The organism is Mesorhizobium sp. M0659 (assembly GCF_040320605.1).
GTDB lineage: Bacteria > Pseudomonadota > Alphaproteobacteria > Rhizobiales > Rhizobiaceae > Mesorhizobium.
This window is the reverse complement of the sequence record NZ_JAMYPY010000002.1, coordinates 116,650-139,969: the sequence shown is the minus strand read 5'-3', so window position 1 is coordinate 139,969 and position 23,320 is coordinate 116,650. Positions and strand designations below refer to the sequence as shown.

At 64.0% G+C, this 23,320-nt stretch carries 23 protein-coding genes; 11 read left to right on the top strand and 12 right to left on the bottom strand.

From position 1 onward, the window contains the following. Nucleotides 1–28: 28 nt before the first annotated feature. Together NKI31_RS03840 and NKI31_RS03835 are read right to left on the bottom strand one after the other, a co-directional pair. Nucleotides 29–1,573, bottom strand: coding sequence for an amino acid permease (locus NKI31_RS03840; protein ID WP_023691842.1), 1,545 nt, complete (start codon nt 1,571–1,573; stop codon nt 29–31). A 17-nt stretch (nt 1,574–1,590) separates the two neighbouring features. Further along, the gene (locus tag NKI31_RS03835) at nt 1,591–2,409 is read right to left on the bottom strand and encodes an N-formylglutamate amidohydrolase (protein ID WP_352650514.1); all 819 of its coding nucleotides are present in this window, start codon (nt 2,407–2,409) and stop codon (nt 1,591–1,593) included. Between the two features lie 147 nt (nt 2,410–2,556). On the opposite strand from NKI31_RS03835, the gene NKI31_RS03830 reads away from it, so the two are divergent. The 3 genes from NKI31_RS03830 (at nt 2,557) to NKI31_RS03820 (ending at nt 7,844) form a co-directional block, all read left to right on the top strand. Continuing rightward, nucleotides 2,557–3,381, top strand: coding sequence for a MurR/RpiR family transcriptional regulator (locus tag NKI31_RS03830; RefSeq protein ID WP_023725208.1), 825 nt, complete (start codon nt 2,557–2,559; stop codon nt 3,379–3,381). Between the two features lie 171 nt (nt 3,382–3,552). After that, entirely contained in the window at nt 3,553–4,716 is a 1,164-nt protein-coding gene (locus tag NKI31_RS03825; protein ID WP_352650512.1) for an efflux RND transporter periplasmic adaptor subunit, read from the top strand. Continuing rightward, nucleotides 4,713–7,844: an efflux RND transporter permease subunit gene (locus NKI31_RS03820; protein ID WP_352650510.1), complete on the top strand. Its 3,132-nt coding sequence runs from the start codon at nt 4,713–4,715 to the stop codon at nt 7,842–7,844. Before NKI31_RS03825 ends, NKI31_RS03820 begins: the two co-directional genes overlap by 4 nt. A gap of 181 nt (nt 7,845–8,025) precedes the next feature. On the opposite strand, the gene NKI31_RS03815 is transcribed toward NKI31_RS03820, so the two are convergent. From NKI31_RS03815 to NKI31_RS03805, 3 genes are read right to left on the bottom strand one after another with little or no spacing between them, the layout of a single operon-like run. After that, a complete protein-coding gene (locus tag NKI31_RS03815) occupies nt 8,026–9,063 on the bottom strand; it encodes a zinc-binding dehydrogenase (RefSeq protein ID WP_352650508.1) in 1,038 nt (345 codons plus the stop codon). Nucleotides 9,064–9,074: 11 nt separating this feature from the next. Next, nucleotides 9,075–9,377, bottom strand: coding sequence for a zinc-binding dehydrogenase (locus NKI31_RS03810; RefSeq protein WP_352650729.1), 303 nt, complete (start codon nt 9,375–9,377; stop codon nt 9,075–9,077). Beyond that, entirely contained in the window at nt 9,280–10,521 is a 1,242-nt protein-coding gene (locus NKI31_RS03805) for an acyl-CoA dehydrogenase family protein (protein ID WP_352650506.1), read from the bottom strand. Before NKI31_RS03805 ends, NKI31_RS03810 begins: the two co-directional genes overlap by 98 nt. A 127-nt stretch (nt 10,522–10,648) precedes the next feature. Here NKI31_RS03805 and NKI31_RS03800 point away from each other — a divergent pair, with 127 nt between their 5' ends. Genes NKI31_RS03800 through NKI31_RS03790 form a run of 3 tightly spaced genes read left to right on the top strand, consistent with a single transcriptional unit; the run spans nt 10,649 to nt 13,007 of the window. After that, nucleotides 10,649–11,464, top strand: coding sequence for an SDR family oxidoreductase (locus NKI31_RS03800; protein WP_352650504.1), 816 nt, complete (start codon nt 10,649–10,651; stop codon nt 11,462–11,464). Then, on the top strand, nt 11,461–11,976 hold the full coding sequence (locus tag NKI31_RS03795; RefSeq protein ID WP_280791431.1) for a MaoC family dehydratase: 516 nt from the start codon (nt 11,461–11,463) through the stop codon (nt 11,974–11,976). Before NKI31_RS03800 ends, NKI31_RS03795 begins: the two co-directional genes overlap by 4 nt. Continuing rightward, on the top strand, nt 11,973–13,007 hold the full coding sequence (locus tag NKI31_RS03790; RefSeq protein ID WP_352650502.1) for a phosphotransferase family protein: 1,035 nt from the start codon (nt 11,973–11,975) through the stop codon (nt 13,005–13,007). Before NKI31_RS03795 ends, NKI31_RS03790 begins: the two co-directional genes overlap by 4 nt. A gap of 249 nt (nt 13,008–13,256) precedes the next feature. Here NKI31_RS03790 and NKI31_RS03785 read toward each other — a convergent pair whose 3' ends face one another. After that, nucleotides 13,257–13,877 carry a hypothetical protein gene (locus NKI31_RS03785; RefSeq protein ID WP_023671150.1) on the bottom strand — a complete coding sequence of 207 codons (621 nt, stop codon included), beginning with the start codon at nt 13,875–13,877 and terminating at the stop codon, nt 13,257–13,259. 328 nt (nt 13,878–14,205) lie between these two features. Here NKI31_RS03785 and NKI31_RS03780 point away from each other — a divergent pair, with 328 nt between their 5' ends. Next, nucleotides 14,206–14,850: a TetR/AcrR family transcriptional regulator gene (locus NKI31_RS03780; protein ID WP_352560355.1), complete on the top strand. Its 645-nt coding sequence runs from the start codon at nt 14,206–14,208 to the stop codon at nt 14,848–14,850. 186 nt (nt 14,851–15,036) lie between these two features. Further along, nucleotides 15,037–15,264 (top strand): hypothetical protein, encoded by a 228-nt coding sequence (locus NKI31_RS03775; protein WP_023686456.1) that lies wholly within the window; start codon nt 15,037–15,039, stop codon nt 15,262–15,264. 144 nt (nt 15,265–15,408) lie between these two features. On the opposite strand, the gene NKI31_RS03770 is transcribed toward NKI31_RS03775, so the two are convergent. From NKI31_RS03770 to NKI31_RS03745, 6 genes are read right to left on the bottom strand one after another with little or no spacing between them, the layout of a single operon-like run. Beyond that, complete coding sequence (locus NKI31_RS03770) at nt 15,409–15,636, bottom strand: hypothetical protein (RefSeq protein ID WP_352650499.1); 228 nt, start codon at nt 15,634–15,636, stop codon at nt 15,409–15,411. Between the two features lie 52 nt (nt 15,637–15,688). Further along, on the bottom strand, nt 15,689–16,273 hold the full coding sequence (locus tag NKI31_RS03765; RefSeq protein ID WP_352650497.1) for a sarcosine oxidase subunit gamma: 585 nt from the start codon (nt 16,271–16,273) through the stop codon (nt 15,689–15,691). After that, nucleotides 16,266–19,259: a sarcosine oxidase subunit alpha gene (locus NKI31_RS03760; RefSeq protein ID WP_352650495.1), complete on the bottom strand. Its 2,994-nt coding sequence runs from the start codon at nt 19,257–19,259 to the stop codon at nt 16,266–16,268. Before NKI31_RS03760 ends, NKI31_RS03765 begins: the two co-directional genes overlap by 8 nt. Next, nucleotides 19,256–19,567 carry a sarcosine oxidase subunit delta gene (locus tag NKI31_RS03755; RefSeq protein WP_023683197.1) on the bottom strand — a complete coding sequence of 104 codons (312 nt, stop codon included), beginning with the start codon at nt 19,565–19,567 and terminating at the stop codon, nt 19,256–19,258. The genes NKI31_RS03760 and NKI31_RS03755 overlap by 4 nt, the downstream gene beginning before the upstream one ends. A 12-nt stretch (nt 19,568–19,579) precedes the next feature. Beyond that, a complete protein-coding gene (locus NKI31_RS03750) occupies nt 19,580–20,002 on the bottom strand; it encodes a hypothetical protein (protein ID WP_023671143.1) in 423 nt (140 codons plus the stop codon). Then, nucleotides 20,002–21,255 (bottom strand): sarcosine oxidase subunit beta, encoded by a 1,254-nt coding sequence (locus NKI31_RS03745; protein WP_023683196.1) that lies wholly within the window; start codon nt 21,253–21,255, stop codon nt 20,002–20,004. Before NKI31_RS03745 ends, NKI31_RS03750 begins: the two co-directional genes overlap by 1 nt. A gap of 202 nt (nt 21,256–21,457) precedes the next feature. On the opposite strand from NKI31_RS03745, the gene NKI31_RS03740 reads away from it, so the two are divergent. The 3 genes from NKI31_RS03740 to NKI31_RS03730 all read left to right on the top strand — a co-directional run bounded on the left by NKI31_RS03740 (nt 21,458) and on the right by NKI31_RS03730 (nt 23,211). After that, nucleotides 21,458–21,826 carry a YrdB family protein gene (locus NKI31_RS03740; protein WP_023683195.1) on the top strand — a complete coding sequence of 123 codons (369 nt, stop codon included), beginning with the start codon at nt 21,458–21,460 and terminating at the stop codon, nt 21,824–21,826. 134 nt (nt 21,827–21,960) lie between these two features. Then, the gene (locus NKI31_RS03735) at nt 21,961–22,719 is read left to right on the top strand and encodes an SDR family oxidoreductase (RefSeq protein WP_023704048.1); all 759 of its coding nucleotides are present in this window, start codon (nt 21,961–21,963) and stop codon (nt 22,717–22,719) included. A gap of 105 nt (nt 22,720–22,824) precedes the next feature. Then, nucleotides 22,825–23,211 (top strand): SET domain-containing protein, encoded by a 387-nt coding sequence (locus NKI31_RS03730; protein WP_023671139.1) that lies wholly within the window; start codon nt 22,825–22,827, stop codon nt 23,209–23,211. Nucleotides 23,212–23,320: the final 109 nt, after the last annotated feature.

Sequence of the window (23,320 nt, the reverse complement as noted above, 5' to 3'; positions counted from 1 at the left end):
CGCCGGCCGGAGCATCTAGTCTTTGCTGTTAGCCTGCCGTCTGGCCGACGGCTGCTTCCGCGGCCGCGATCTCGGAAGCGCGGCGAGCAATGTCGGCGCCGATCGGCGGGCCCTTGAAGCGGCGCGATTCGATGCCGAACCACAGCACCACGAGCAGAACGATCAGGCCGATGGCATAGTTGATCAGGATGTCGAAGGGCGGCTGGATGCCGGCATACATCAGCACCAGAACGCCAAGCACCGTGATGACGGCGAACGGCTTGGACCAGATGCCGAGGCGGAACGGGCCGAATTCGGTCCAGCTCTTGCCCTCGGCAAGCAGGCCGGCGGCCACGGGCATGGCGTAGGACACGTAGAGGAACAATGCACAGCCGGCCGCCAGTGCGGCAAAAGCCGGCGAGTACAATGTCGCTGCGACCGCGAGCACCGCTCCGAGCCAGATCGCCGCCACCGGCGTGCGCCATGTCGGGCTGACGGTTTTCCACACCGACGAACCGGGCAGGCCGCCGTCACGCGCGAAGGCAAAGATCATGCGCGAGGTCGACGTCAGTCCGGCGAGAGCGCAGATGAAGTTCGCCAGCACGATTGCGATGGCAATGATGCTCTTCAGCAGGAATGGTGCCGGCAGGTTGTTGAAGAGATTGAACCAGGCATTGGCGCCATCCTTGGCCGTCGCTGCCAGATCGGGGCTGGCCAGTACGAACGAAACGGCCATGACGAAGCCGAACACCAGCGACCACAGGACCGAATGGATCATGCCGCGCGGCACCGCCACGCGGGCATTGTGGGTCTCTTCGGACGTGTGGGCCGAAGCGTCGAAGCCGGTGATGGTGTAGAGTGGGTAGAGCAGGCCGATCAGGAAGGCGACGAGTGCCGTCCGTGCGGTCGGAACGTAGCCTGCGCCTGGATCACCGGTGTTGTTGACGAAGGTGGTGAGCCGCGAGAAATCCCAGCTTGCGCCCCAGATCAGGAACATCGCGGTCAACACGACGGCGACGACCAGAATGAGGTAGCCCGAGAAATCCGTCAGCATGGTGGTGAGCCTGATACCGAAATGGTTGATCAGCGCCTGTGCGACCGTGATGATCACAACGCCGATCACCTGCTCCTGATAGCCCCACGCGGAGACGTCGTTGCCGAACACGCCGGACCAGACAAGGTCCTTGAACAGCGCGTAGACGCCGACATTGACCGAGGCGACGACGAAGACCAGGCCGAGCAAGTTGATCCAGGCCGTGGCCCAGCCCCAGCCGCGCCCGCCGAGAATTGACGACCAGTGGTAGAGACCGCCGGCCGTTGGGTAGGCCGAGCCGATCTGGCCAAGGGACGCGGCAACGACAAGTGCAAAGACGCCGCCGATGACCCAGCCGACAGTCGCCTCGAAGCCGCTGCCGGTCGCCATGGCCAGCGGGAAGGACGTGATGCCGCCCGCCAGAATACAAATGATCGAAAAGGAAATTGCGAAATTCGAGAAGCCGCTCATGCGGCGAGCCAACTCCTGGGCATAGCCCATGCTATGGAGGGTTTTTACATCCTCCGATCTTTCAGCGTCTGATTTGTCCGGTCCTGCCATTTTCGTCCCCTGTTTTTCTAGCTGGCCGATTGAACTGACTTTCCCATTGCGTGTCGCCGGGAACCCTTGGCCTCCTCGGGTTCCAGGTCAGAAAAAATGCCCGTGAGCAGATCCGCCCATTTCCGCTGCCCGGTCTCGCCGGAGATCTCGTCGTTGCGGATTTCGATCATTGCGCAGGCAAGGCCGCGCGAGCGTGCATGGCGCTCCAAAGTGAAATATACGCGGTCGGCCGGCGAATAGGGCTCGTTGATGCCGACAGTGACGCCGGAGAGCCGCTGCAGCGCCGCTATCAGCGGCGACGCCAGCCGGCGGTCGTCATCATGGATGATGCCGATATGCCAGGGCCGCTTCTTGCCCTTGTAGACGGGGGTGAAGGAATGCACCGACACCAGACGGGTCTCCTGCCCACGCGCCTGCCGGTCGTCGATGATCGATGCGATCGTGTCGTGGAACGGCCGCCACGACAAAGCGATGCGCTCGGCGCGCTCACTGTCCGACAGGCCGGCATTGCCCGGAATGGCCGTCGTCTCGCTGACGGGCGGCACCAGGTCCGGTGCGTCGAGCGGACGGTTGCAGTCGATGACCAGGCGCGAGATGCGGGTTTCGACCAGCGTCGCATCGAGCGCTGCCGCCATGCGGCGGGCCACCGGCAGCGCGCCGGGGTCCCAGGCGATGTGGCGGGAGAGGTCCTCGGCCGGCAGGCCAAGCGTGCCGAATTCGGATGGCAGGAAGTTGGAAGCGTGGTCGCAGGTCAGCACGAAAGGGCTGGACCCGCCGGGGTTCGTTACCCCTACGGTATCAGACGATGCAAGGCTGGCGGGCCGTGCTCTCTCCATAGTCTGCCGTCCCCTGGGGAGCGCTGTATCTTATGTTACGTATTTTGCCTCATTGCGTCCCTGTGGATGATTTCATACAGTTTGTCCGGCTTTGTCAAACGCGATTTCGGGGAAGCGGTCCGGACGGGCTCAGGGGTGGGGAAAACGATGATTTCCAGCATTGCCGAACTGATTTCGGACCGCATCGGCACGATGCCGGCCGGCGAGCGCCGCGCCGCGCAGACACTGATTGCGAACTATCCGCTGATCGGGCTGAAGACGGTCGCCGAGTTCTCGGCCGCCGCCGGCGTATCGTCGCCGACCATCCTGCGCTTTGTCTCCAGGCTGGGGTTCCAGAACTATCCCGAATTCCAGTCGGCGCTGCAGGACGAACTGGCGGCGCAATTGCAGTCGCCGGCATCGCGCACGCTCAACCCGGCCTCCCCAAGCGGTGCAGTATCGCCAATGCTGGAGGCGACGCTGGACAATATGCGCGAGACCTTCAGGCATCTCTCCGACAGACAGCTTGCCGACATCGCCGCAAGGCTTGCCGACCGGCGCGGCAAGACATTCCTGATCGGCGGCCGCTTCACCGATCCGTTGGCACGCTACATGGCCGCCCATCTCGCCATCATCCAGCCCGATGTCTATCACCTTGCCGGCCAGGAGAGCATCTGGCGCGACCGGCTGATCGACATGGGCAAGCGCGACGTGCTGGTGATCTTCGACATCAGGCGCTATCAGGACAGTCTGGTCCGCTTTGCCCAGACCGCGCATCAGCGCGGCGTTCAGATCGTGCTGTTCACCGACCAGTGGCTATCGCCGATCGCCCGCTTCGCCCGCCATGTCATTGCCGGACGCACCGCCGTGCCTTCGGCGTGGGACTCTTCCGCCGCTCTGTTCGTTGTCGCCGAGACGCTGATCGGCGCCGTCACGAGGCAGCTCGAGGCCGACAGCGCCAGGCGCATCCGCGACCTCGAAAGCCTGCGCTGACACGTTCAATCCCCGCCGCAGGTGCGCAAAATTACGCAGATTTAATGTGCATGGAAGCGGCAGAATTGCCATAAAGCCATGATATTGCGGCGGCTTGGCACATACCGGGTGCGTCGCTGCGCGTTTTTTTGCTTGGCGAAACCGGTAGACGTTTTGCCAACCGGAGTGTCGATGGTCGCCTGGAAACAGATCGTTTTTGCGCTTGTGATCCTGGTCGCGGCTGTCCTCGCCTGGGCGCGATTCTTCCCGGGCGCGCCGGAGGTTCTGGCACGCTGGGGCATCGACTGGACCTATGCTTCGGCGCCCGCCACAACCGGCGCGGTCGACACGACGAAACAGGCAGGCGGTCGCAACGCTGCCGGCCGGCCGGCAAATGTCGTTGCCTTGCCGGCGGGCACGGCCACCATCAACGATCGCCTGCAGGCGATCGGCACCGGCCGCGCCAACGCGTCGGTGACGGTCAACCCGTACAGCTCCGGCCGGCTGGTTGAATTCCTCGTCCAGTCCGGTACCCGCGTCGACAAGGGGCAGATCATCGCTGTTCTCGATTCCGAGACCGAGGTGATCTCGCAGGATCGTGCCAAGCTCGCCTTGCAGGATGCCCAGGACAAGCTCGAGCGGGTGAAATCATTGAGGGCCTCCAACGCCGCGACCCCGGTCGCCGTCGCCGATGCCCAAGTGGTGCTGGCCGGCGCCAAACTGGCGCTGCAGGATGCCGAACTCGCCTTGCAGCGTCGTTCGATCGTCGCCCCTATCGCCGGCACGGTCGGCATCCTGCCGATATCGGCCGGCAATTACGTCACCAGCCAGTCGGCGATCGCCACGCTTGACGACCGCTCCTCCATCCTGGTCGATTTCCTGGTGCCCGAGCGCTTCGCCGCCGCCGTCAAGGTCGGCGCGCAACTGTCGGCGACGCCGATCGCCAATCCGAGCAAGGCCTATACCGGCACCGTGTCGGCCATCGACAACCACATCGACGAAAAGAGCCGCACCCTGCTGGTCAAGGCTGCAATCGCCAATCCGGCGGATTCGCTGCGCGCCGGCATGTCGTTCGGCATCACCATGCGCTTCCCCGGCGACACCTATCCGGCCGTCAGCCCGCTGGCGATCCTGTGGGGTTCCGACGGCGCCTATGTCTGGCAGGTCGAGGACGGCAAGGCCAGGCGCGTTCCCGTGCGCATCATCCAGCGCAACACCGAGACGGTGCTGATCGACGCCGAGATCGAGGATGGCGACATGGTTGTGACCGAGGGCACCCAGAGCGTCAGCGAAGGCGGCGCGGTCCGCATCGCCGGCCAGGATCAGCGCGCCGCGGACGCGGCCGAAGGCTCATGACCGCGCCTGTCAGCACCGCCAGCGAAACCGGCTTCACCGCTCTTTTCATCCGCAGGCCGGTCATGGCCTTCGTGCTGAACACGCTGATCGCAGTGGCCGGTCTTGCCGCTTTCTACGGCGTCGAAATCCGCGAACTGCCCGATGTCGACCGCGCCGTGGTCACCGTGTCGACGGCTTTCGAGGGTGCCGCCGCCGAAACCGTCGACCGTGAACTGACCGACACCATCGAGGGTGCGGTCGCGCGCGTATCCGGCGTCAAGTCGATCTCGTCGACCTCGTCCTTCGGCCAGAGCCGCGTCACCATCGAGTTCAACGACGGCGTCGATTTGAACGTCGCCGCTTCCGACGTGCGCGACGCGGTCGGCCGTGTCGCCAACATGATACCGGAGACCGCCGATCCGCCGCGCATCGTCAAGGCCGATGCCAATTCCGATGCCGTGATGCGACTGGCCGTCACCTCCGACACCATGTCGGTGCAGGACATGACGGTGATTGTCCAGGACCAGATCGAGGACGAACTGGCTGCCGTGCCTGGCGTCGCCGACGTTCAGGTCTATGGCGACCGCGACAAGATCTTCCGCATCGATGTCGACCAGAACAAGCTCGCCAGCCTCGGCTTCACTGTCGCCGATCTGAGGGCAGCGCTTGCCTCGGTCGCTTTCGATTCACCAGCCGGTTCGATCACCACCACCAACCAGGATCTCATCGTCCGCACCACGGCCGATGTGACGACGCCGGAAGAATTCGAAAACATCATCATCGGCGGCACGACGCGCATCCGCGACGTCGCCACCGTCACGCTCGGTCCCGACATCGGCCAGACCTCGTTGCGCTCCGACGGCAAGACCGGCATTGGCCTTGGCATCATCCGTCAGGCGGAATCGAACACGCTGGATATTTCCACCGGAGTGAAAGCAGCCGTCGCCAAGCTGCAGGAAAACCTGCCCAAGGGCATGTCGATCAAGATCACCAGCGACGACGCAGTCTTCGTCAACGGCGCCGTGCACGAGGTCGAGATCGCGCTCGGCCTGTCGATCTCCATGGTGCTGATCGTCATCTACATCTTCCTGCTCGACTGGCGCGCGACGCTGATCCCTGGTCTGTCAATGCCGGTCGCCATGATCGGCACCATCGCCGCCATCTATCTCGCAGGCTTCTCCATCAACATTCTGACGCTTCTGGCGCTGGTGCTGGCGACCGGCCTTGTCGTCGACGACGCCATCGTCGTTTTGGAAAACATCGTGCGACGGCGCAACGAAGGCATGGGGCCTCGTGCCGCCGCCGTGCTCGGCGCCCAAGAAGTGTTCTTCGCAGTCATCGCCACGACGCTGACGCTCGTTGCCGTTTTCGTGCCGATCTCCTTCCTGCCGGGACAGACCGGCGGCCTGTTTCGCGAATTCGGCTTCGTCCTCGCCATGTCGGTGCTGCTCTCCTGCGTGGTGGCGCTGACGCTGTGCCCGATGCTGGCCTCGCGCATGTTGACCGGCGCATCGCTCCACCATGAAGGCGGTCACGGCATTGGCGCGCGCGTCGGTGGCGGGCTGAACGCGGCCTACAAGCGCGCCTTGCATGCCTGCCTCGGCGCGCCGTGGATCGTGCTGCTGGTTGCGGTGCTGTTTGCGGGCGTCGCCTTCAGCCTGTTCGGCACCATCCGCCAGGAACTGACGCCGAGCGAGGACCGCGCCGTCGTGCTGTTGCGCATCAACGCGCCGCAAGGCGTCAGCCTCGATTACACCACGCAGCAGATGCAGAAGATCGAGCGGCTGATCCAGCCGCTGCGCGATTCCGGCGAGATCGTCTCGACCTTCGAAAACGCCGGCCAGAACGGCGCCTACAATTCCGGCTTCATGGTGATGACGCTGGCGCCGTGGGACGAGCGCACGCGCAGCCAGCAGGAGATCATGGCGCAGATAAGCCAGCTGACCCGGCAGGTGCCATCCGTGCGCATCTTCCCGGTGCAGGCCAATAGCCTCGGCATTCGCGGCGCCGGCAACGGCCTGCAATTCGCGCTGGTCGGCAACGACCGCAAGGCGCTCGGCGACGCGGCGGTGAAGATCATCGCCCGGATGCAGGCCGATCCGCGCTTCCAGACGCCGCGGCTTTCCATCGACCCGACGCAGCCGCAGCTGGCGGTGGCCATAGACCGCGAGCGCGCCTCCGATCTCGGCATCGACATATCAGGGCTCGCCAACACCTTGCAGGCGATGCTCGACGGCAACGATGTCGTCGATGTCTACATCGCCGACCGCAGCTATGGCGTGAAGCTGGTCTCGACCACCAACCCGATCAATGATCCGACCGATCTGGAAAACATCTTCCTGAAGACCGCCGACGGCCGCTTCGTGCCAATGTCGACCATCGCCACGCTGACCGAGCGCGCCGTGCCGCCGTCGCTGACCCGCGAACAGCAGCAGCCTTCGGTGGCGATCACCTCGAACCTGAACGGCAATTTCGCACTGGGTGACGCGCTCGGCGTTGCCGAGCAGATCGCCGCCCCGCTGCTGCCGCCGGGCAGCCGCGTCCTGCCGCTGGCCGAAGCCGCGACGCTCGGCGAGACCAACAGCGCCATGATCACCATTTTCGGCTTCGCGCTGGTCATCATCCTCCTGGTGCTTGCCGCCCAGTTCGAAAGCTTCGTCAGCGCCGTCATCATCATGGCGACGGTCCCGCTCGGCCTTGCCTGCGCAATCTTTGCGCTGCTTTTGTCAGGCACCAGCCTCAATGCCTACAGCCAGATCGGCCTCGTGCTTCTGGTCGGCGTCATGGCCAAGAACGGCATCCTCATCGTCGAATTCGCCAACCAGCTGCGCGACCGCGGCCTCGGCGTGCGCGAGGCGATCGAGCAGGCCTCGATCATCCGCCTGCGGCCGGTGATGATGACGATGATCTGCACCATCCTCGGCGGGGTCCCGCTGGTGCTGGCCGCCGGCGCCGGTGCCGAAGCGCGCATCGCGCTCGGCTGGGTCATCGTCGGCGGGCTGGGTCTCGCCACCGTCTCGACGCTTTTCCTGACCCCGGTCGCCTACCTCCTGCTCGGCCGCTTCGTCACGCCGAAGACGCATGAGGAAGCGAGGCTGAAGCGGGAGCTTGAGGAAGCGGCGTACGCCAATGTCGAGCCGGCGGAGTAGCTCCGCTTACCCTCCCCCTTGTGGGGAGGGTCGGACCGCAGGTCCGGGGTGGGGGTGCAGCGCCAACTAACGTCGGTCCAGCGCTCCCGCGAATAACAGAGGTAGGAGCCAAGACCCCCACCCCGACGAAAGAGCAAAATTGCTCTTCGTCGACCCTCCCCACAAGGGGGAGGGTAGAAAGTCACGGCCTGATAAACACCTTCCCGTTCGGCTTGGCCAGCTCCGCCGGGACCTTCGCCATCGCCTCATCCAGCGGTAGCACCGCCGTCACGTCGGTCGACCAGCGCCCATCCGAAAAGCGCTTCTGTGCTTCCATGATCGCCGGGCCGCGCTTGTCGCGGAAGTGGCGCATCCATTCGACCAGCCAGAAGCCTTCAATGTGCTTGTGTTGGAAGATCATCTGGCCGGGCTCTCGGATGACAGTGGGGTCCGGATCGAGCCGCCCATAGATGATCCAGCGCGAGCGCTTCGGCATGGCGTCGAAGATCGCCGAGGCCAGCGGCCCGGTCACCGCATCGAGTAAGATGCGCGGCTGCTCGGCCTTGACCACATCGCGTAGTGCTGCCTTGAAATCCGGCGCCTTCTCGTTGAGCACATGGGCCGCCCCGATCTCCTTCAACAGCGGAATCTGCTCGTCGCGGCGCACGATGACGATCGGCCGGAACCCAGCCTCCTTGGCGAGACCCGCGATCAGCTTGCAAAGCTGGCTGGCGCCGGCGGTCATAATGAAGGCTTTTTCGCCCGTCTCCTTGACGATGTCGAACATGGCGAGCGCCGTGAGCGGGTTGACGATCATCGCCGCGCCATCCTCGTCGCGGACCGTGTCGAGCAGCGGAATGCAGCCGGCAGCTTCGGCAACTGCATAGTCCGCCCACGCGCCCCAATTGGTGACGCCGGTGGTGAAGGCGATGCGCTTGCCGATCAGGCTTTTCGCATAGGGCTCGTCGCCGCTGGCAACGACCGTGCCGACACCCTCGAAGCCGGCCGGCTGGCCCTTGGCGCGCGGCTGACCGTACTGGCCCTTGATGAACATGACGTCGGACGGGTTGATCGAGGCGAGCCTGACCTTGATCAGAACCTGGCTCGGTCCGGGCGTCGGCACGCCGATGCTGCCAAGCTTGAGATACGGCTCCATCGCCTCCAGCGCACTGCCGGAGGGCGTCCTGGTGTAGCCGTCGCCGGTCAGCAGCAGTGCTTTCATGTCTGAGGGGATCGCCATGGCGGGGCTCCTTACAGTTTGAGGATGAGCTTGCCGGATGCGCCACGGCCAAGCACGCGCGTCACCACGGCGGCGGCATCGGCCAGCGGATAAGTGCCTTCGATGACCGGCCGAACCTTGCCGGGGAGATGCCAGCCGACCAGTTCCTTCAGATTGTCGGCATGGACGAGCTGGTCGAGCGGCGCGAAATCGCGGGCGATAATGGCCTTCATCCGCTCAGACCTTTTCCTGCGTGTATTTCCTGAGCTCCGTACGCGCCACCTGCCGGCGGTGCACGGCGTCCGGCCCGTCGGCGAGGCGCAGGGTTCGCAGATGCGTCCATGAGCGTGCCAGCGGCGTGTCCTGGCTGATGCCTTGCGCCCCGAAGATCTGCACGGCCTCGTCGGTGACCTTGAGCGCGACGCGCGGTGCGATGACCTTGATCTGGCTGATCCAGGGCGCGGCTGCGCGCGCATCGCCCTGGTCGATCATCCACGCCGCCTTGAGGCAGAGCAGCCGCGCCATCTCGATCTCCATGCGGCATTCGGCGATGATGTCGAAATTGGCGCCAAGCTTGGCCAAGGGCTGGCCGAAGGCCTCGCGGCGCACCGAGCGCTGGCACAGCAGCTCCAGCGCCATTTCGGCCTGGCCGATGGCGCGCATGCAATGGTGGATGCGGCCGGGGCCAAGCCGCCCCTGGGCGATCTCGAACCCCCTGCCCTCGCCGAGGATCAGGTTTCCGGCCGGCACCCGCACATTGTCGAAGCGAAGATGCATGTGGCCATGCGGCGCGTCGTCGTTGCCATAGACCTGCATCGGCCGCAGCTTGGTCACGCCCTTGGTGCCGGACGGCACCAGGATCATTGAGTGGCGGCGGTGCTGCGGATCGGCTTCGCCGCCGGTGCGAACCATGACAATGTAGATGGCGCAGCGCGGGTCCCCGGCCCCCGACGCCCACCATTTCTCGCCGTTGAGTAGATAGTCGTCGCCTTGCCTTTCGCAGCGCATGGCGATGTTGGTGGCGTCGGAGGAAGCGACGTCCGGCTCGGTCATCAGATAGGCCGAGCGCATTTTCCCCTCGAGCAGCGGCGCCAGCCATGCCTGCTTGTGATCCTCCGAGCCATAGCGCTCCAGCACCTCCATATTGCCGGTGTCGGGCGCCGAGCAGTTGAAGGTCTCGGCGCCGAGATGCGCCTTGCCCATCTCCTCGGCGAGATAGGCATATTCAACGGTCGAGAGCCCGTAGCCGCGCTCGGACCCGGTCAGCCAGAAATTCCACAGACCGCGCTCCTTGGCCGTCTTCTTCAACCCTTCGAGGATCTCGGTCTGCCGCGCGGTGTAGACCCAGCGGTCGCCGCCCTTGCCGACCTCGCTCAAAAACTCATGATCGAGCGGCATGATCTCATCGCGCACCATGGTGGCGACGCGGGCGTGGATCGGCTTCAGCCGCTCGGTCATGCCGAGATTCATGTCCGCCATCGGTCTCCAACCCTTTCACGCATCTGGGGCACTTTACCCGTGGCAAGGATGACCGTACTTCGGGTAGCCTTGTCAACGCGAGCCCTTTCGCCCCAGACCGTGAGCAGAGAGGCGCGGAGGAATTGCGATGAGCTATCTGGAAGAACTGTTCTCAGTCGCCGGCAAGACAGCGCTGGTGACGGGAGCCGCGACCGGCATCGGCCGCATGGTGGCGACCGCTTTGGTCCAAGCCGGCGCTACCGTGATGATCGCCTCGCGCAAGGGCGAGGATTGCATCAAGGTCGCCGCTGAGTTGAAGGGGCTCGGCGGCTCCGGCAGTGCCGAAGGCTTCGCCGGTGACGTCTCGAGCGAAGCAGGCATTGCCGCGCTGGTCAGCGAGGTCAAGGCGCGCACCGAGAAGCTGCACATCCTCGTCAACAATGCCGGCATATCCTGGGGCGCCTCGCTGGAGGATTTTCCCTATAGCGGCTGGGCCAAGGTGTTCGCCGTCAACGTCACCGCCGTCTTTCATCTGACGCGCGAATTGCTGCCGCTGCTGGAAGCCGCGGCCAGCGATGCCGATCCGGCCCGCGTCATCAATCTGGGCTCGGTGATGGGCACGCAGCCGCTGGCCGACGACGCCTATTCCTATACCGCGTCCAAGGGCGCCGTTCACCACCTGACGCGCACGCTGGCGATCGAACTCGCGGCGCGGCGCATCACCGTCAACGCCTTCGCGCCCGGTCCCTTCCAGAGCCGGATGACCGCCTTTGCCACGGGCACCGACGAAAAGGCCAGACATGTCGGCAGCCATGTCCCCATCGGCCGTATCGGCGTGGCGGATGACATCGGCGGCGCAACGCTCTATTTGTGCAGCCGTGCCGGTTCCTATGTCACCGGCGCCATCCTGCCGATCGACGGCGGGCAGTCGGTGCAGCATGGGCTGACACTGTTCAAGGAATGAGCCGCGGTCGGCGGCGAGGGGAGGACACCGCAGTGGAACCGATCAGTCTCGATGTGCTTCTGGCCAGCGTCGGCAAGGAAGTCGGCGTCTCGCCATGGCGCGAGGTCACACAGACCATGATCGACCAGTTCGCCGACGCCACCGACGACCACCAGTTCATCCATTGCGACCCCGAGCGGGCCAAAAACGAGACGCCGTTCGGCGGCACCATCGCGCATGGCTTCCTGTCGTTGTCGCTGCTCTCGGCGATGACCTTCGAGACCATGCCGCCGCTGGAAAAGGGCAAGATGGGCGTCAACCACGGTTTCGATTCGCTGCGCTTCCTGGCGCCGGTGAAGACCGGCGCGCGCATCCGCACCCGCTTCGTGCTGGCCGACGTCAAGGTCAGGCCGTCGGGCTGGGTGCAGACGGCGCATGACGTGACCATCGAGATCGAAGGCTCGAAGAAGCCGGCGCTGACGGCGCGCTGGCTGACGCTGACGCTGATCGAGCGTGAGCCGGAGACCGCATGAGCGGCGACGCCAACGCGCTGGACCAGACGGCACTAGCGCCCTATCTCGAGGCGCACATCCCGGGTTTTGCCGGGCTTCATTCCATCGAAAAATTCAAATCCGGCCAGTCGAACCCGACCTATCTGCTGACCGCGGCCAGCGGCCGCTATGTCCTGCGCGCCAAGCCGCCGGGCCAGTTGCTGAAATCGGCGCATCAGGTCGACCGCGAATTCACGGTCATGAAGGCGCTGGCCGGCACCGCCGTGCCGGTGCCGGCGATGCTGCATCTGTCGGCGGAGGCGACGCCGATCGGCCGCATGTTCTACGTCATGGATTTTCTCGACGGCCGCATCTTCTGGGATCCGGCAGTGCCGGAGGCCGCTGGCAACGATGAGCGCGCCGCCCTCTACGATGCCATGAACGCCACCCTGGCCGCCCTGCACGACGTCGATGTCGAGGCGGTCGGGCTCGGCGATTTCGGCAAACCCGGCAATTACTTCGAACGCCAGCTGGCACGCTGGACCAGCCAGTACCGCGCCTCGGAGACCGGCACGGTCGCCGACATGGACCTGCTGATCGCGTGGCTGGAGACGCATATGCCGGCCGATGACGGCCGAAAATCTCTCGTGCATGGCGACTACCGGCTGGACAACATGATCTTCGCGCACAATGAGCCGAAAGTGCTGGCCGTGCTCGACTGGGAACTGTCGACACTCGGCGATCCCTTCGCCGACATCGCCTATCAATGCATGCAATGGCGCCTGCCGCACGCCTCGGGCTTTCGCGGTCTTGGCGGCGTCGACCGCGCCGCCCTCGGCCTTCCTTCCGAGGACGCGTACGTCGCCGCCTATTGCCGGCGGCGCGGGCTGGGCGGCATCGACAATTGGAGCTTCTTCCTCGCCTTCTCCTTCTTCCGTTTGGCTGCCATCTGCCAGGGCGTCTACAAGCGGGCGCTGGACGGCAACGCCTCCAACCCCGAAAAGGCCAAGACCTATGGTCAAGCGGTGAAGCTGCTGTCGCACCTTGCCGCCAAGCTGATCGACCGAACCTGACTCGACAATGAGATAGTGTGGTCGGCGCGATTTGATGACAGATCGGATCAGTTCCGTTCCCCGACCGGGGAGCAAGCCCACACGGAGGCGGTGGCAACCGGCCTGGAAACAGGACGCAAACCGATCACCGTCTGTAGAAAAAGCATGATGCCGAAAGTGTGAAGCGGTTTTCGGACGACATCATGCTCTATCAATTTGATTAGACCCGGATTCAGATTTCAGGTCAATTCGACCTGAAATCATCCTGCTCTAGCGCGCATCGCTGGAAATGAACTTCATGTGCCGGCTGACTTGCAGGGCGATGTAGACGACCAGCGAGCATCCGATCGGAAACACGATCTCAATGAGGCCGGTGGCGACAGCCTGCGGCAATGCCAGCGCAATGTCCTTGGCTGCGGCGGTCTCGATCGTCAGCGCCGTGATCCCGCCGCCGAACACCGCGCCGGCCAAGGCACCCGCCAGCATGAAATGCAGCGAGCGAGGTTCTTCCTTGGATGCCAGCGAAGCCAGCATCCAGCCCAGCAAGCCATACTCGATCGCCCGCAACATACCGAGCGTGGTGAGCGACAGGATCACGGGCTTTGCCGATACATCAAGCGCGCTCACCATCACCTTTTGCGTACCTTTGGCGATGCCCATGGCCAGCGGCCCCGAGATCATGGCGATAAGGCCGCCAAGCGAGGCTCGCACCTTGGTGATCGCCGTGCCGAGGCTGACGCCGGCGCAGACGAAGAATGACCAGGTCACGCCTTGCGCCAAGTCTATCAGAACCTGGGTCGGGGCCGGGTGCGAACCTGCCGCAAATCCGGCAGTCAGAATAAGCGCTTCCATGGCGAAGCCGATTGCGATCGCCAGCCATGCGACTATCACGACTCGCCTGAGCGCCAGCCTTGCGCCATGAGAAAGTGGATGTGCGCCCGGCAGCCCGGACGAAAGCTCTATCGCAGCCATAGAGGCCCCCGAAAACCGAAATTTCTTGCAGAGCCGCCAAATAGGCTTTGTTTGTAACAGTCCGATGTTGCCTGCGTGCGCCCAGGTTACACATGCTGTGACATAGATGCCGGCGAAATGGACCAGACGGGCACGACTGTTCGAGAGAAAGCTTGAGGTCGCTTTTTGATGTCCCTGACAGCGCCCTTGCCCGTTTCCGTACAGCGTATATATTTAGTCATGCACAACCAACCAAAGGCACCGGATCTTGCCACTGAGCGTCCAGAAACGCCGCGAGAAACAAAAGGCCGAACTGCGTTCCGAACTGCTCGACGCAGCCCACAAGCTCGTCAAGGAAGAGGGCTATGAAGGCCTGACCATCCGGAAGTTGGCCAAGCGGGTCGGCTATGCTCCGATGTCGGTCTATTCCTACTTCGCCGACAAGCAAGACATCCTGTTTGCGCTGGCCGAGGATGCCTTCGAAACACTTGCCCGCCGCATCGAGGAGCACCCTTCCGACGATCCGATCGAGGCTTTGCGTGCGGTGATGACCGAATATTCTGCCTTCGGGCTCGGCAATCCCAACGAATACCGCACCGTGTTCATGACCGAAAAGACCAAGCTGCCGGAAGGCAGAAGCTATGAGGACATGGAAGAGGCCAACCCGGCGATGAAAGCGCTGATATCCAGGGTCGAGGCCTGCGTTGCTGCAGGCAAGCTGCAGGGCGATCCGCGCGCCATCGCCACCATGCTTTGGGCAGTCGGCCACGGCACCATCTCGCTTTTGATCACGTTCCCGTTCTACCCCTTCGGCGATCCACAGGCTTTCGTGACGCGGATGTGCGATTTCACACTCGCCACGCTCAGCACCCAGAATGTGCCGCCGCTGACCGAGACCCCGGTCGACTGCTGAGCATCCCCGCCCCTCCAATTCAACGTCCGGCCTGACAGCTTCGGCTGTGTCAGTGCGCCGCAATTTTCGGCATTCAAAAAGATTTGTCGTACGCGTACGTTTTCCGACTTGAAAACCCATCTCGGTGGACGTATGTGTACGTTGTATCGTACATGTACGAAAAAAGTTTAACCGATGGAGACTGACATGAACAAGACCCTTCTCGCCCTAGCCACCGTGCTGGCTCTCTCCGGCTCGGCTTTCGCCGCCAACAACACACACTCGACCAAGCAGGCCGCCACCTGCGTCGACACCACGACCAATGCCAAGCTCGATTGCGCCGTGACCGGCTCGGTCGAAAAGTCCGACGTCAAGGCCAAGAGCCCGCGTCTCGGCATCGAGATCAACCCATGGATCGTGCCGAGCACGTTCTAAGTTGATCGAGCTCGACCACCGAACAGCACAACGACTAATTTAAGGGCGGCAGGATAATCCCGGCCGCCCGTTTTTTCCTCAGCGCCCCCATTTTCTCAGCGCAAGCTGGGCTTCTCCGAGTTCAAACCTGGCGTAGCCGAACGGTTATTTCTTGCGCGGTTTGCGAATCGGCACCGTCTTGGCCTTGCCGGGTCTTGCCGGCGCGCCTGGGATGGCCGTCGAGGTGATCGACACCGGATCGCTGGCCGGAAACGTGTCCTCGAGGCCTTCCTCGAGTTCCTCTTCGGCAGTCACCTCGTGATGCTGCTCATGTTCGAGTGAGCGCACGGCGGACGTCTTGCCAGCTGACTTCGGCGGCGCTTTCGACGGCATCGTATGTTCTCCCTGATGGGGGAAGCAGAACGGCTTGACCCGTCAAACGTTCCTACGCCGCCGCGTCGCTGGCTGCTTCCGACAGGAAAGTAAAGACATAGTCCGAGAAGGAACGCCAGCACTCGACCCGGAAGGCATCGGCTGCCGTGCGCAGCAGCAGGATTTCGCACTTGCCGAGAATGGTGCGCGACGCCGCGCGCACCGGAAAAGCCTCGAGCGACAAATCCTGCGGGCAGCCTGCATTGATCGCGGCGGCCGCCGCCGGGCCGGTGACGGCGAAGGCGACGTTGCGGTGCGAGATGCCGACCGCCGAATGCAATGCGGCAACCCCAGCACAATCGGCCAGCGGATCCTTGCCGGCTTCGTCGATCACAAACCATTCGTCCGGTCCGAGCCACAGCGCCGTGCGGCCACCCTTGGCCGCCGAGGTCTTCGGCTGCTTCGGCAAGGTCAGCCCGAGCGCCTTCGATAGCGCGGCGACGGAAGCCTGCGGCGCGCGCAGCGACATGCGCTCCGCCGGCGGCAGCACCTCGACCTTGACATCCGTTGCGGAAAGGACGCGTCCAGCCAGGGCCGGGCGGCGCTCGACCGACGGCGCTGCAGCTGGGGCCGTCTTCTTTGCAGCAGCCTTAGCCATTGAGGCGCCCTCCCGTCTCGTCGAAGAACACCATGCCGGTAACCTCCACTTCGATCACCCCGTTCGGCATCGGCACATAGAGCGTGTCGCCCATCCGGTCGCGGCCGCCGGCAACCAGCGCCAGCGCGATCGAGCGACCGCAATTTTCCGACCAGTAGCTGGATGTGACGTGACCGATCATCTTCATCGGGATCGCCTGCTTCGGGTCAGCGACGATCTGCGCGCCTTCCTCAAGCACCACTTTCGGGTCCTTGGTCTTCAAGCCGACCAGCTGCTTGCGGCCCTTGGCGACCAGATCGGGCCGCGTCAGGCCGCGGATGCCGACGAAATCGGTCTTCTTCTTGCCGACCGCCCAGTCGAGCCCGGCATCGTTCGGCGTCACCGTACCATCCGTGTCCTGGCCGACGATGATGTAGCCCTTTTCGGCGCGCAGCACGTGCATGGCCTCGGTGCCGTAGGCAGTAGCGCCATGCTTTTGGCCTTCGGCCCACAGCGCTTCCCAGACGGCCTGGCCGTAGTCTGCCGGCACATTGACCTCGAAGCCGCGCTCGCCGGTGAACGACATGCGAAACAGCCGTGTCGGCACGCCGCAGATCTTGCCTTCGCGCACCGACATATGCGGCAGCGCCTCGTCCGACATGTCGACGCCTTCGACCAGCGGTGCAATGATGTCTCGCGACTTCGGCCCCTGCACGGCGATGACCGCCCATTGCTCGGTTATCGAGGTCAGCCAGACATTCAGATGCGGGAACTCGGTCTGGAGATAGTCCTCCATATGGTTCATGACGCGCGGCGCGCCACCCGTCGTGGTCGTCACATGAAAACGGTCCGGCGCCAGCCTGCCGACGACGCCGTCATCATAGATGAAACCATCCTCGCGCAGCATGATGCCATAGCGGCAGCGGCCGGGCTCAAGCTTCTCCCACGGATTGGTGTAGAGCAGTTCCATGAACCTGGCCGCATCCGGCCCGACCACTTCGATCTTGCCCAGCGTCGAGGCGTCGAACAGGCCGGCATTGCTGCGCACCACGACGCATTCGCGGTCGACCGCCTTGTGCATGTCCTCGCCGGGTTTGGGGAAATACCAGGCGCGCTTCCACTGCCCGACATCCTCGAACACCGCGCCTTGAGCTTCCGCCCAGGGATGGATCGCGGTCTTGCGTGTAGGGTCGAACAGCGCACCGCGCGAATGGCTGACGATCGCGCCGAAAGTAACAGGCGTATAGGGTGCGCGGAACGTGGTCAGCCCGACCTCGGGGATCGGCTTGCCAAGCGTCTCAGCGGCAATCGCCAGGCCGTGCATGTTGGAGGTCTTGCCCTGGTCGGTCGCCATGCCGTTGGTGGTGAAGCGCTTGACGTGCTCGATCGAGCGCATGCCTTCATGCACCGCCTGGCGGATGTCCTTGGCGGTGACGTCGTTCTGGAAATCGACGAAGGCCTTGACCGTCTTGTCCGGCCCGGCGCCGGGCGCCGCGCCCAGCATGCCGCGCGACCAGCTTTCCGACGCGTCGACCTTCGGCTTTACGCCCTTGGCCACTTTGCCGCCCGCATCCTTCGCCGCCTTTGCGCCGGCCGCATAGGCCTCATCGATCGACGCCGAGAGCCCATCCGTACCGTTGCAGGCGCCGACCGAAACGCAGTCCTGCGCATAGATGCCCGGCACGAAGCGCTTGGTCTCGTCATTGAAGGCGACCTTGCCGCGCGACTGTGAGAACAGATGCACCGACGGCGTCCAGCCGGCCGACATCAGGATGGCGTCGACCGGAATGGTGCGCTCGCCGCCCCCATTCTTCGGCTGCACCGTCATCGAGGTCACGCGCAACTTGCCGCCGGCGCGGATCACCGCGCGGCCGAAATTGACCTCGATCCCGAGCGCCCTCGCCTCGTCGATCACAGGTCCGGTCGGATGGTCGCGCAGGTCGACGATCGCCGCCACGTTGACGCCGGCCTTCTTCAGGTCGATCGCGGCGGAGTAGGCCGAGTCATTTGCGGTGTAGACGCCGACATTTTTGCCGACCGCGACACCGTACTGGTTGAGATAAGTCCGCGCCGCCGAGGCCAGCATGATGCCGGGCCGGTCATTGTCGGCAAACACCATATGGCGTTCGATGGCGCCGGTCGCCAGCACCACGCGCTTGGCGCGGACCTGCCACAGCCTTTCGCGCGGCAGATCGCGGCCGGGGTTCTGCAGATGGTCGCTGACCCGCTCGACCAGGCCGACGAAATTCTGCGCGTAGTAGCCGAACGCCGTCGTCCGCGACAAAACGCGGACATTGTCCATGGCGGTGAGCTTGGCCACCGCGCCTTGCGCCCAGGCATAGCCGTCCTGGCCGTCGATCTTCGCCCCGCTCTCGAAGCGCAGGCTGCCGCCGAAGCTGGCCTGTTCATCGGCGAGGATGACACGCGCGCCGGTTTCGGCAGCGGCGAGCGCTGCCGCAATGCCGGCCGCACCGCCGCCTAGCACCAGCACGTCGCAATGCGCATAGCGCGACGAATAATGGTCGGGATCTGGCTTGTCAGGCGAAACGCCGAGGCCGGCCGCGGCGCGGATCTTCGGCTCGTAGAGGCTCTTCCAGGCTGCCTTCGGCCACATGAAGGTCTTGTAGTAGAAGCCGGCCGAAAACAGCGGCGATGCAATGTCGTTGACCGCGCCGACATCGAAGGCCAGCGAAGGCCAGCGGTTCTGCGACTGCGCGACCAGCCCGTCATAGAGCTCCTGCACCGTGGCGCGGATGTTGGGCGCCTTGCGTGCCGCGTCGCGCTTGACCTCGACCAGCGCGTTGGGCTCTTCCGCTCCGGCCGACAGGAAGCCGCGCGGACGGTGATACTTGAACGAACGTCCCACCAAATGCACGCCATTGGCAAGCAGCGCCGAGGCCAGCGTGTCGCCTTCGATGCCGGTGTAAGACTGGCCGTCGAAAGAGAACCGCGCGGTCTTGGCCTGGCTGAGACGGCCGGCGCTCGGAATGCGGAACGCGCCGCTCATTTGGAAGCCATTTCGTTGGAGTTTTTGGGCAGCTTGGACGGTTTCGGCTCGCCGGCTTTGTAAGTCATGACGAACTTGTCGGTGACGGTGTCGCGCACCGCATTGAAGAAGCGTGCGCAGCCATGGATGTGGCGCCAGCGCTCATAGATGATGCCCTTGGGGTTCGAGCGGATGAAGAAGAACTTTTCAAAATCGTCGTCGCTCTCGCCCGCCATGTTGGCCGAACGCGCAATATGCGCCTCGCCGGCGTTACGGAACTCGAGCTCCGGGCGCTCTTCCTCGCAATAGGGGCAGCGGATGAGAAGCATTATCGTTCGTTCCTACAATTCGCCGTGGCCGACATGCGCGCCGGCCGGTTGGTTGCAAAGCCTCTGGCCCATCGCCGCAAAAGGCGCGACGAGCCGAATGCGCTCCTCTACACTTGCGGCGGGGCGAAACAGCTCGCGATACGCCATGTTGCCGATCGTGAGCTGAAACGGATCGGTCGTCACGATGACGCTGCGCGGCTCGAATGTGTCGTCCTCGCCGAGATCGGAGGGCCTGTTCTCCATGAAGATGACCACCTTCTGGCCACCACTCCACACGCATCCCAGAATGCCGGCGTCGATCGAAAACGGCCAATTGGCTTCGTTGCCGGCGCGGCTGATCGGCTGCGTCCGCACTTCGTCCGGTGACGGAAAGTGGAACAGGTCCTGCTCCCCCGCCAGCACCAGCGGCACCGCTACAGCCAACTCCACCATCATCAGTGCGCCACCGCCGCCGCCGCTGCCTCGTCGATGAGGCGACCGGTGCGGAAGCGCTCGATGGTGAAGGGCGCGTTGATAGGATGCGGATCGTCCTTGGCAATCGTGTGGGCAAAGACATGGCCTGAGCCGGGCGTTGCCTTGAAGCCGCCCGTGCCCCAGCCGCAATTGACGTAAAGGCCGGGCACCGGCGTCTTGGCCAGGATCGGCGAACGGTCGGGCGTCACGTCGACGATGCCGCCCCACGAGCGCAGCATCTTCATGCGGGTGAAGATCGGGAACATCTCGCAGATGGCGTCGAGCGTGTGCTGCAGGATATGCAGGCCGCCGGTCTGCGAATAGGAGACATACTGGTCGGTGCCGGCGCCGATCACCAGCTCGCCCTTGTCGGACTGCGAGATATAAGCGTGCACCGTGTTCGACATAACCACGCACGGCACCACCGGCTTGACCGGCTCCGACACCAACGCCTGCAGGGGATAGCTTTCCAGCGGCATGCGCACGCCGGCCATGTTCATGATCACCGAGGAGTGGCCTGCAGCCACCACGCCGACCTTCTTGGCGCCGATGAAGCCGCGCGTCGTGTCGACGCCCATGACCGCGCCATTGGCCGCCCGCTTGACGCCGGTGACCTCGCAATTCTGGATGATGTGCACGCCGCGCGCCGAAGCGCCGCGCGCATAGCCCCAGGCCACCGCATCGTGACGCGCCGTGCCGCCTCGCCGCTGCAAGGCGGCGCCGACAACGGGATAGCGCGCCTGCCTGGAAATGTTGAGCGGCGGGCAGAATTCCTTCGCCTGCTCAGGCGTCAGCCATTCATTGTCGATGCCGTTGAGACGGTTGGCATGGACATGGCGCTTCAGCACCTGGATGTCGTGCACATTGTGCGCCAGCATCATGACGCCGCGCGCCGAATACATGACGTTGTAGTTGAGTTCCTGGGAGAGCCCATCCCACAGCTTCAGCGCATGGTCGTAAATGCCGGCGCTCTCGTCATAGAGATAGTTGGAGCGGATGATGGTGGTGTTGCGCCCGGTGTTGCCGCCGCCTAGCCAGCCCTTTTCCAGCACCGCGACATTGGTGATGCCGTGCACGGTGGCGAGATAGTAAGCGGTGGCCAGGCCATGACCGCCGGCGCCGACGATGATGACGTCATATTCCTTCTTCGGTTCCGGCGAGGACCATTGTTCCTCCCAGCCCTTGTGGCCGCGCATGGCCTCGCGGGCGATGGCGAATACCGAATATTTTTTCAACGTTCCAGCCTCGCAAATGGCGGTGGGGTATTTTACGCAGCCCCGGCGCGCGAGGTGTATCACTAGCGAAACGGCGCTTCCACCCTTGCGCTGTTTGCGACGGCGCTTGCCGTTTTGCGCCGCGGTGGAAAAGACCTGCCCGGGCTGGCAGGCATGGCTGCGTTCGGACACACTGGCGATCGCGAGACTCTGGAGGACGTATATGGGCAACGCCTGGTGGAATCTGACCTTGCGTTTCCTGCTGGAACTTGCCGCCTTGCTTGGCCTCGGCTTTGCCGGCTGGAGCCTCTCCGGCGGATGGTGGCGCTGGGTCCTCGCCTTGGCCTTGCCGTTCATTGCAGCTGCGCTGTGGGGAACCTTCGCGGTGCGCGGCGATCCGAGCCGGTCCGGACGCGCGCCGGTTCCTGTACCAGGCGCAGTCAGGCTGGTGCTTGAACTGGCCATCCTGTTTGGCGGTGCAGCCGGATTCTATGCCGCCGGTCACACGACTACGGGCGTTGTCATCACGCTGCTCATCGCCATCAGCTACGCATTTTCGCTCGATCGCCTCGGCTGGCTGCTGAAGCAATAGTCCGGCGCGCGGCGCTTGTGCCGCTGCGAAGCCATTCAGCAAGTCGAGCACGTATCGGGTGGCTAGCACCGTCTCGAACTGCGATCAACATCCCGGTTGCCGGCACAGCCGGCGCGATGAAAGGATGTAAGAAAATGTTCGCACTCGCCAATAAAGCCGCCATCGTCACCGGCGCCAGTTCCGGCATCGGCCGCGCCACCGCAAAACTCTTCGCCGAAGAAGGCGCCAGGGTCGTCATCGCCGCCCGCCGCCAGGCCGAACTCGATGCGCTGGTCGTCGAAATCGAGGACGCCGACGGCACGGCAGTCGCGCTTGCCGGCGATGTCCGCGACGAAGCCTATGCAAAAGCCCTCGTCGATCTCGCCGTCGAAAAATTCGGCGGGCTCGATATCGCCTTCAACAATGTCGGCTCCGTCGGAACGATGGGTCCGATTTCGGAACTGTCGCTGGACGGATGGCGCGAGACGCTCGACGCCAATCTGACCAGCGCCTTTCTCGGCGCGAAATACCAGGTGCCGGCGATGGTCGAACGCGGCGGCGGATCGCTGATCTTCACCTCGACCTTCGTCGGTCACACAGTCGGCATGCCGGGCATGACCAGCTATGCCGCGAGCAAGGCCGGACTGATCGGCCTGACGCAGGTACTGGCCGCCGAATACGGCCCCAGGGGCGTGCGGGTCAACGCGCTGATGCCGGGTGGCACCGACACCCCGTCGGCAACATTCAAGACGCCGGAATCACGCGCTTTCGTGGAAAACCTGCATGCCTTGAAACGTGTCGCTGTGCCTGAAGAGATCGCCCGCGCTGCGCTCTTCCTGGCATCGGATGCGTCGAGCTTCACCACAGGATCGGCGCTGTTTGCCGATGGCGGCGTCTCGATCACCCGGACGTGAAGCATTTCGCGGGTCATCGCCCGCGCCGATCAGCCATAGAACCCGAAACCGGACTTGCTTTTTCCACGCGATTTGGCGATTCGGTTTCGGGTGAGGAGGACGGACATGCTGCTGATCAGGACCTATGTCGCCCAGAGCGCAATCGAAGGCGTCGGCGTGTTCGCCGCCGAGCCGATCAGGAAGGGCGCCTCGATATGGCGGCTCGATCCGGATTTCGACCGGCTGATCCCGATGGACAAATACGAGGCGGCGCCGCCGCACCTCAAGGAATTGCTCGACCGCTATGCCTATCCGAGCCCCGACCGTCCCGGCTTCATGGTCTATGAAGTCGATAATGGCCGCTTCATGAACCACGCCGAGCGGCCGAACACGGATTTTTCGCAATATGGCGGCGCCACGGCCACCCGAGATATATCAGCCGGTGAGGAAATTACCTGCGATTACGGCGAATTCTTCGAGGATTTCGCACGGCTCCATCTGGCCAGCGCCTAGTTGGCGCCCTATCTCGGGGCTGCCGTGGCAAATTGGCGGTTGTCCTTCATTTCCAGTGTGGACAGCGCGGCCTGATTCTGCTATCAGCCGCCACAATTCGTGGTGTAAA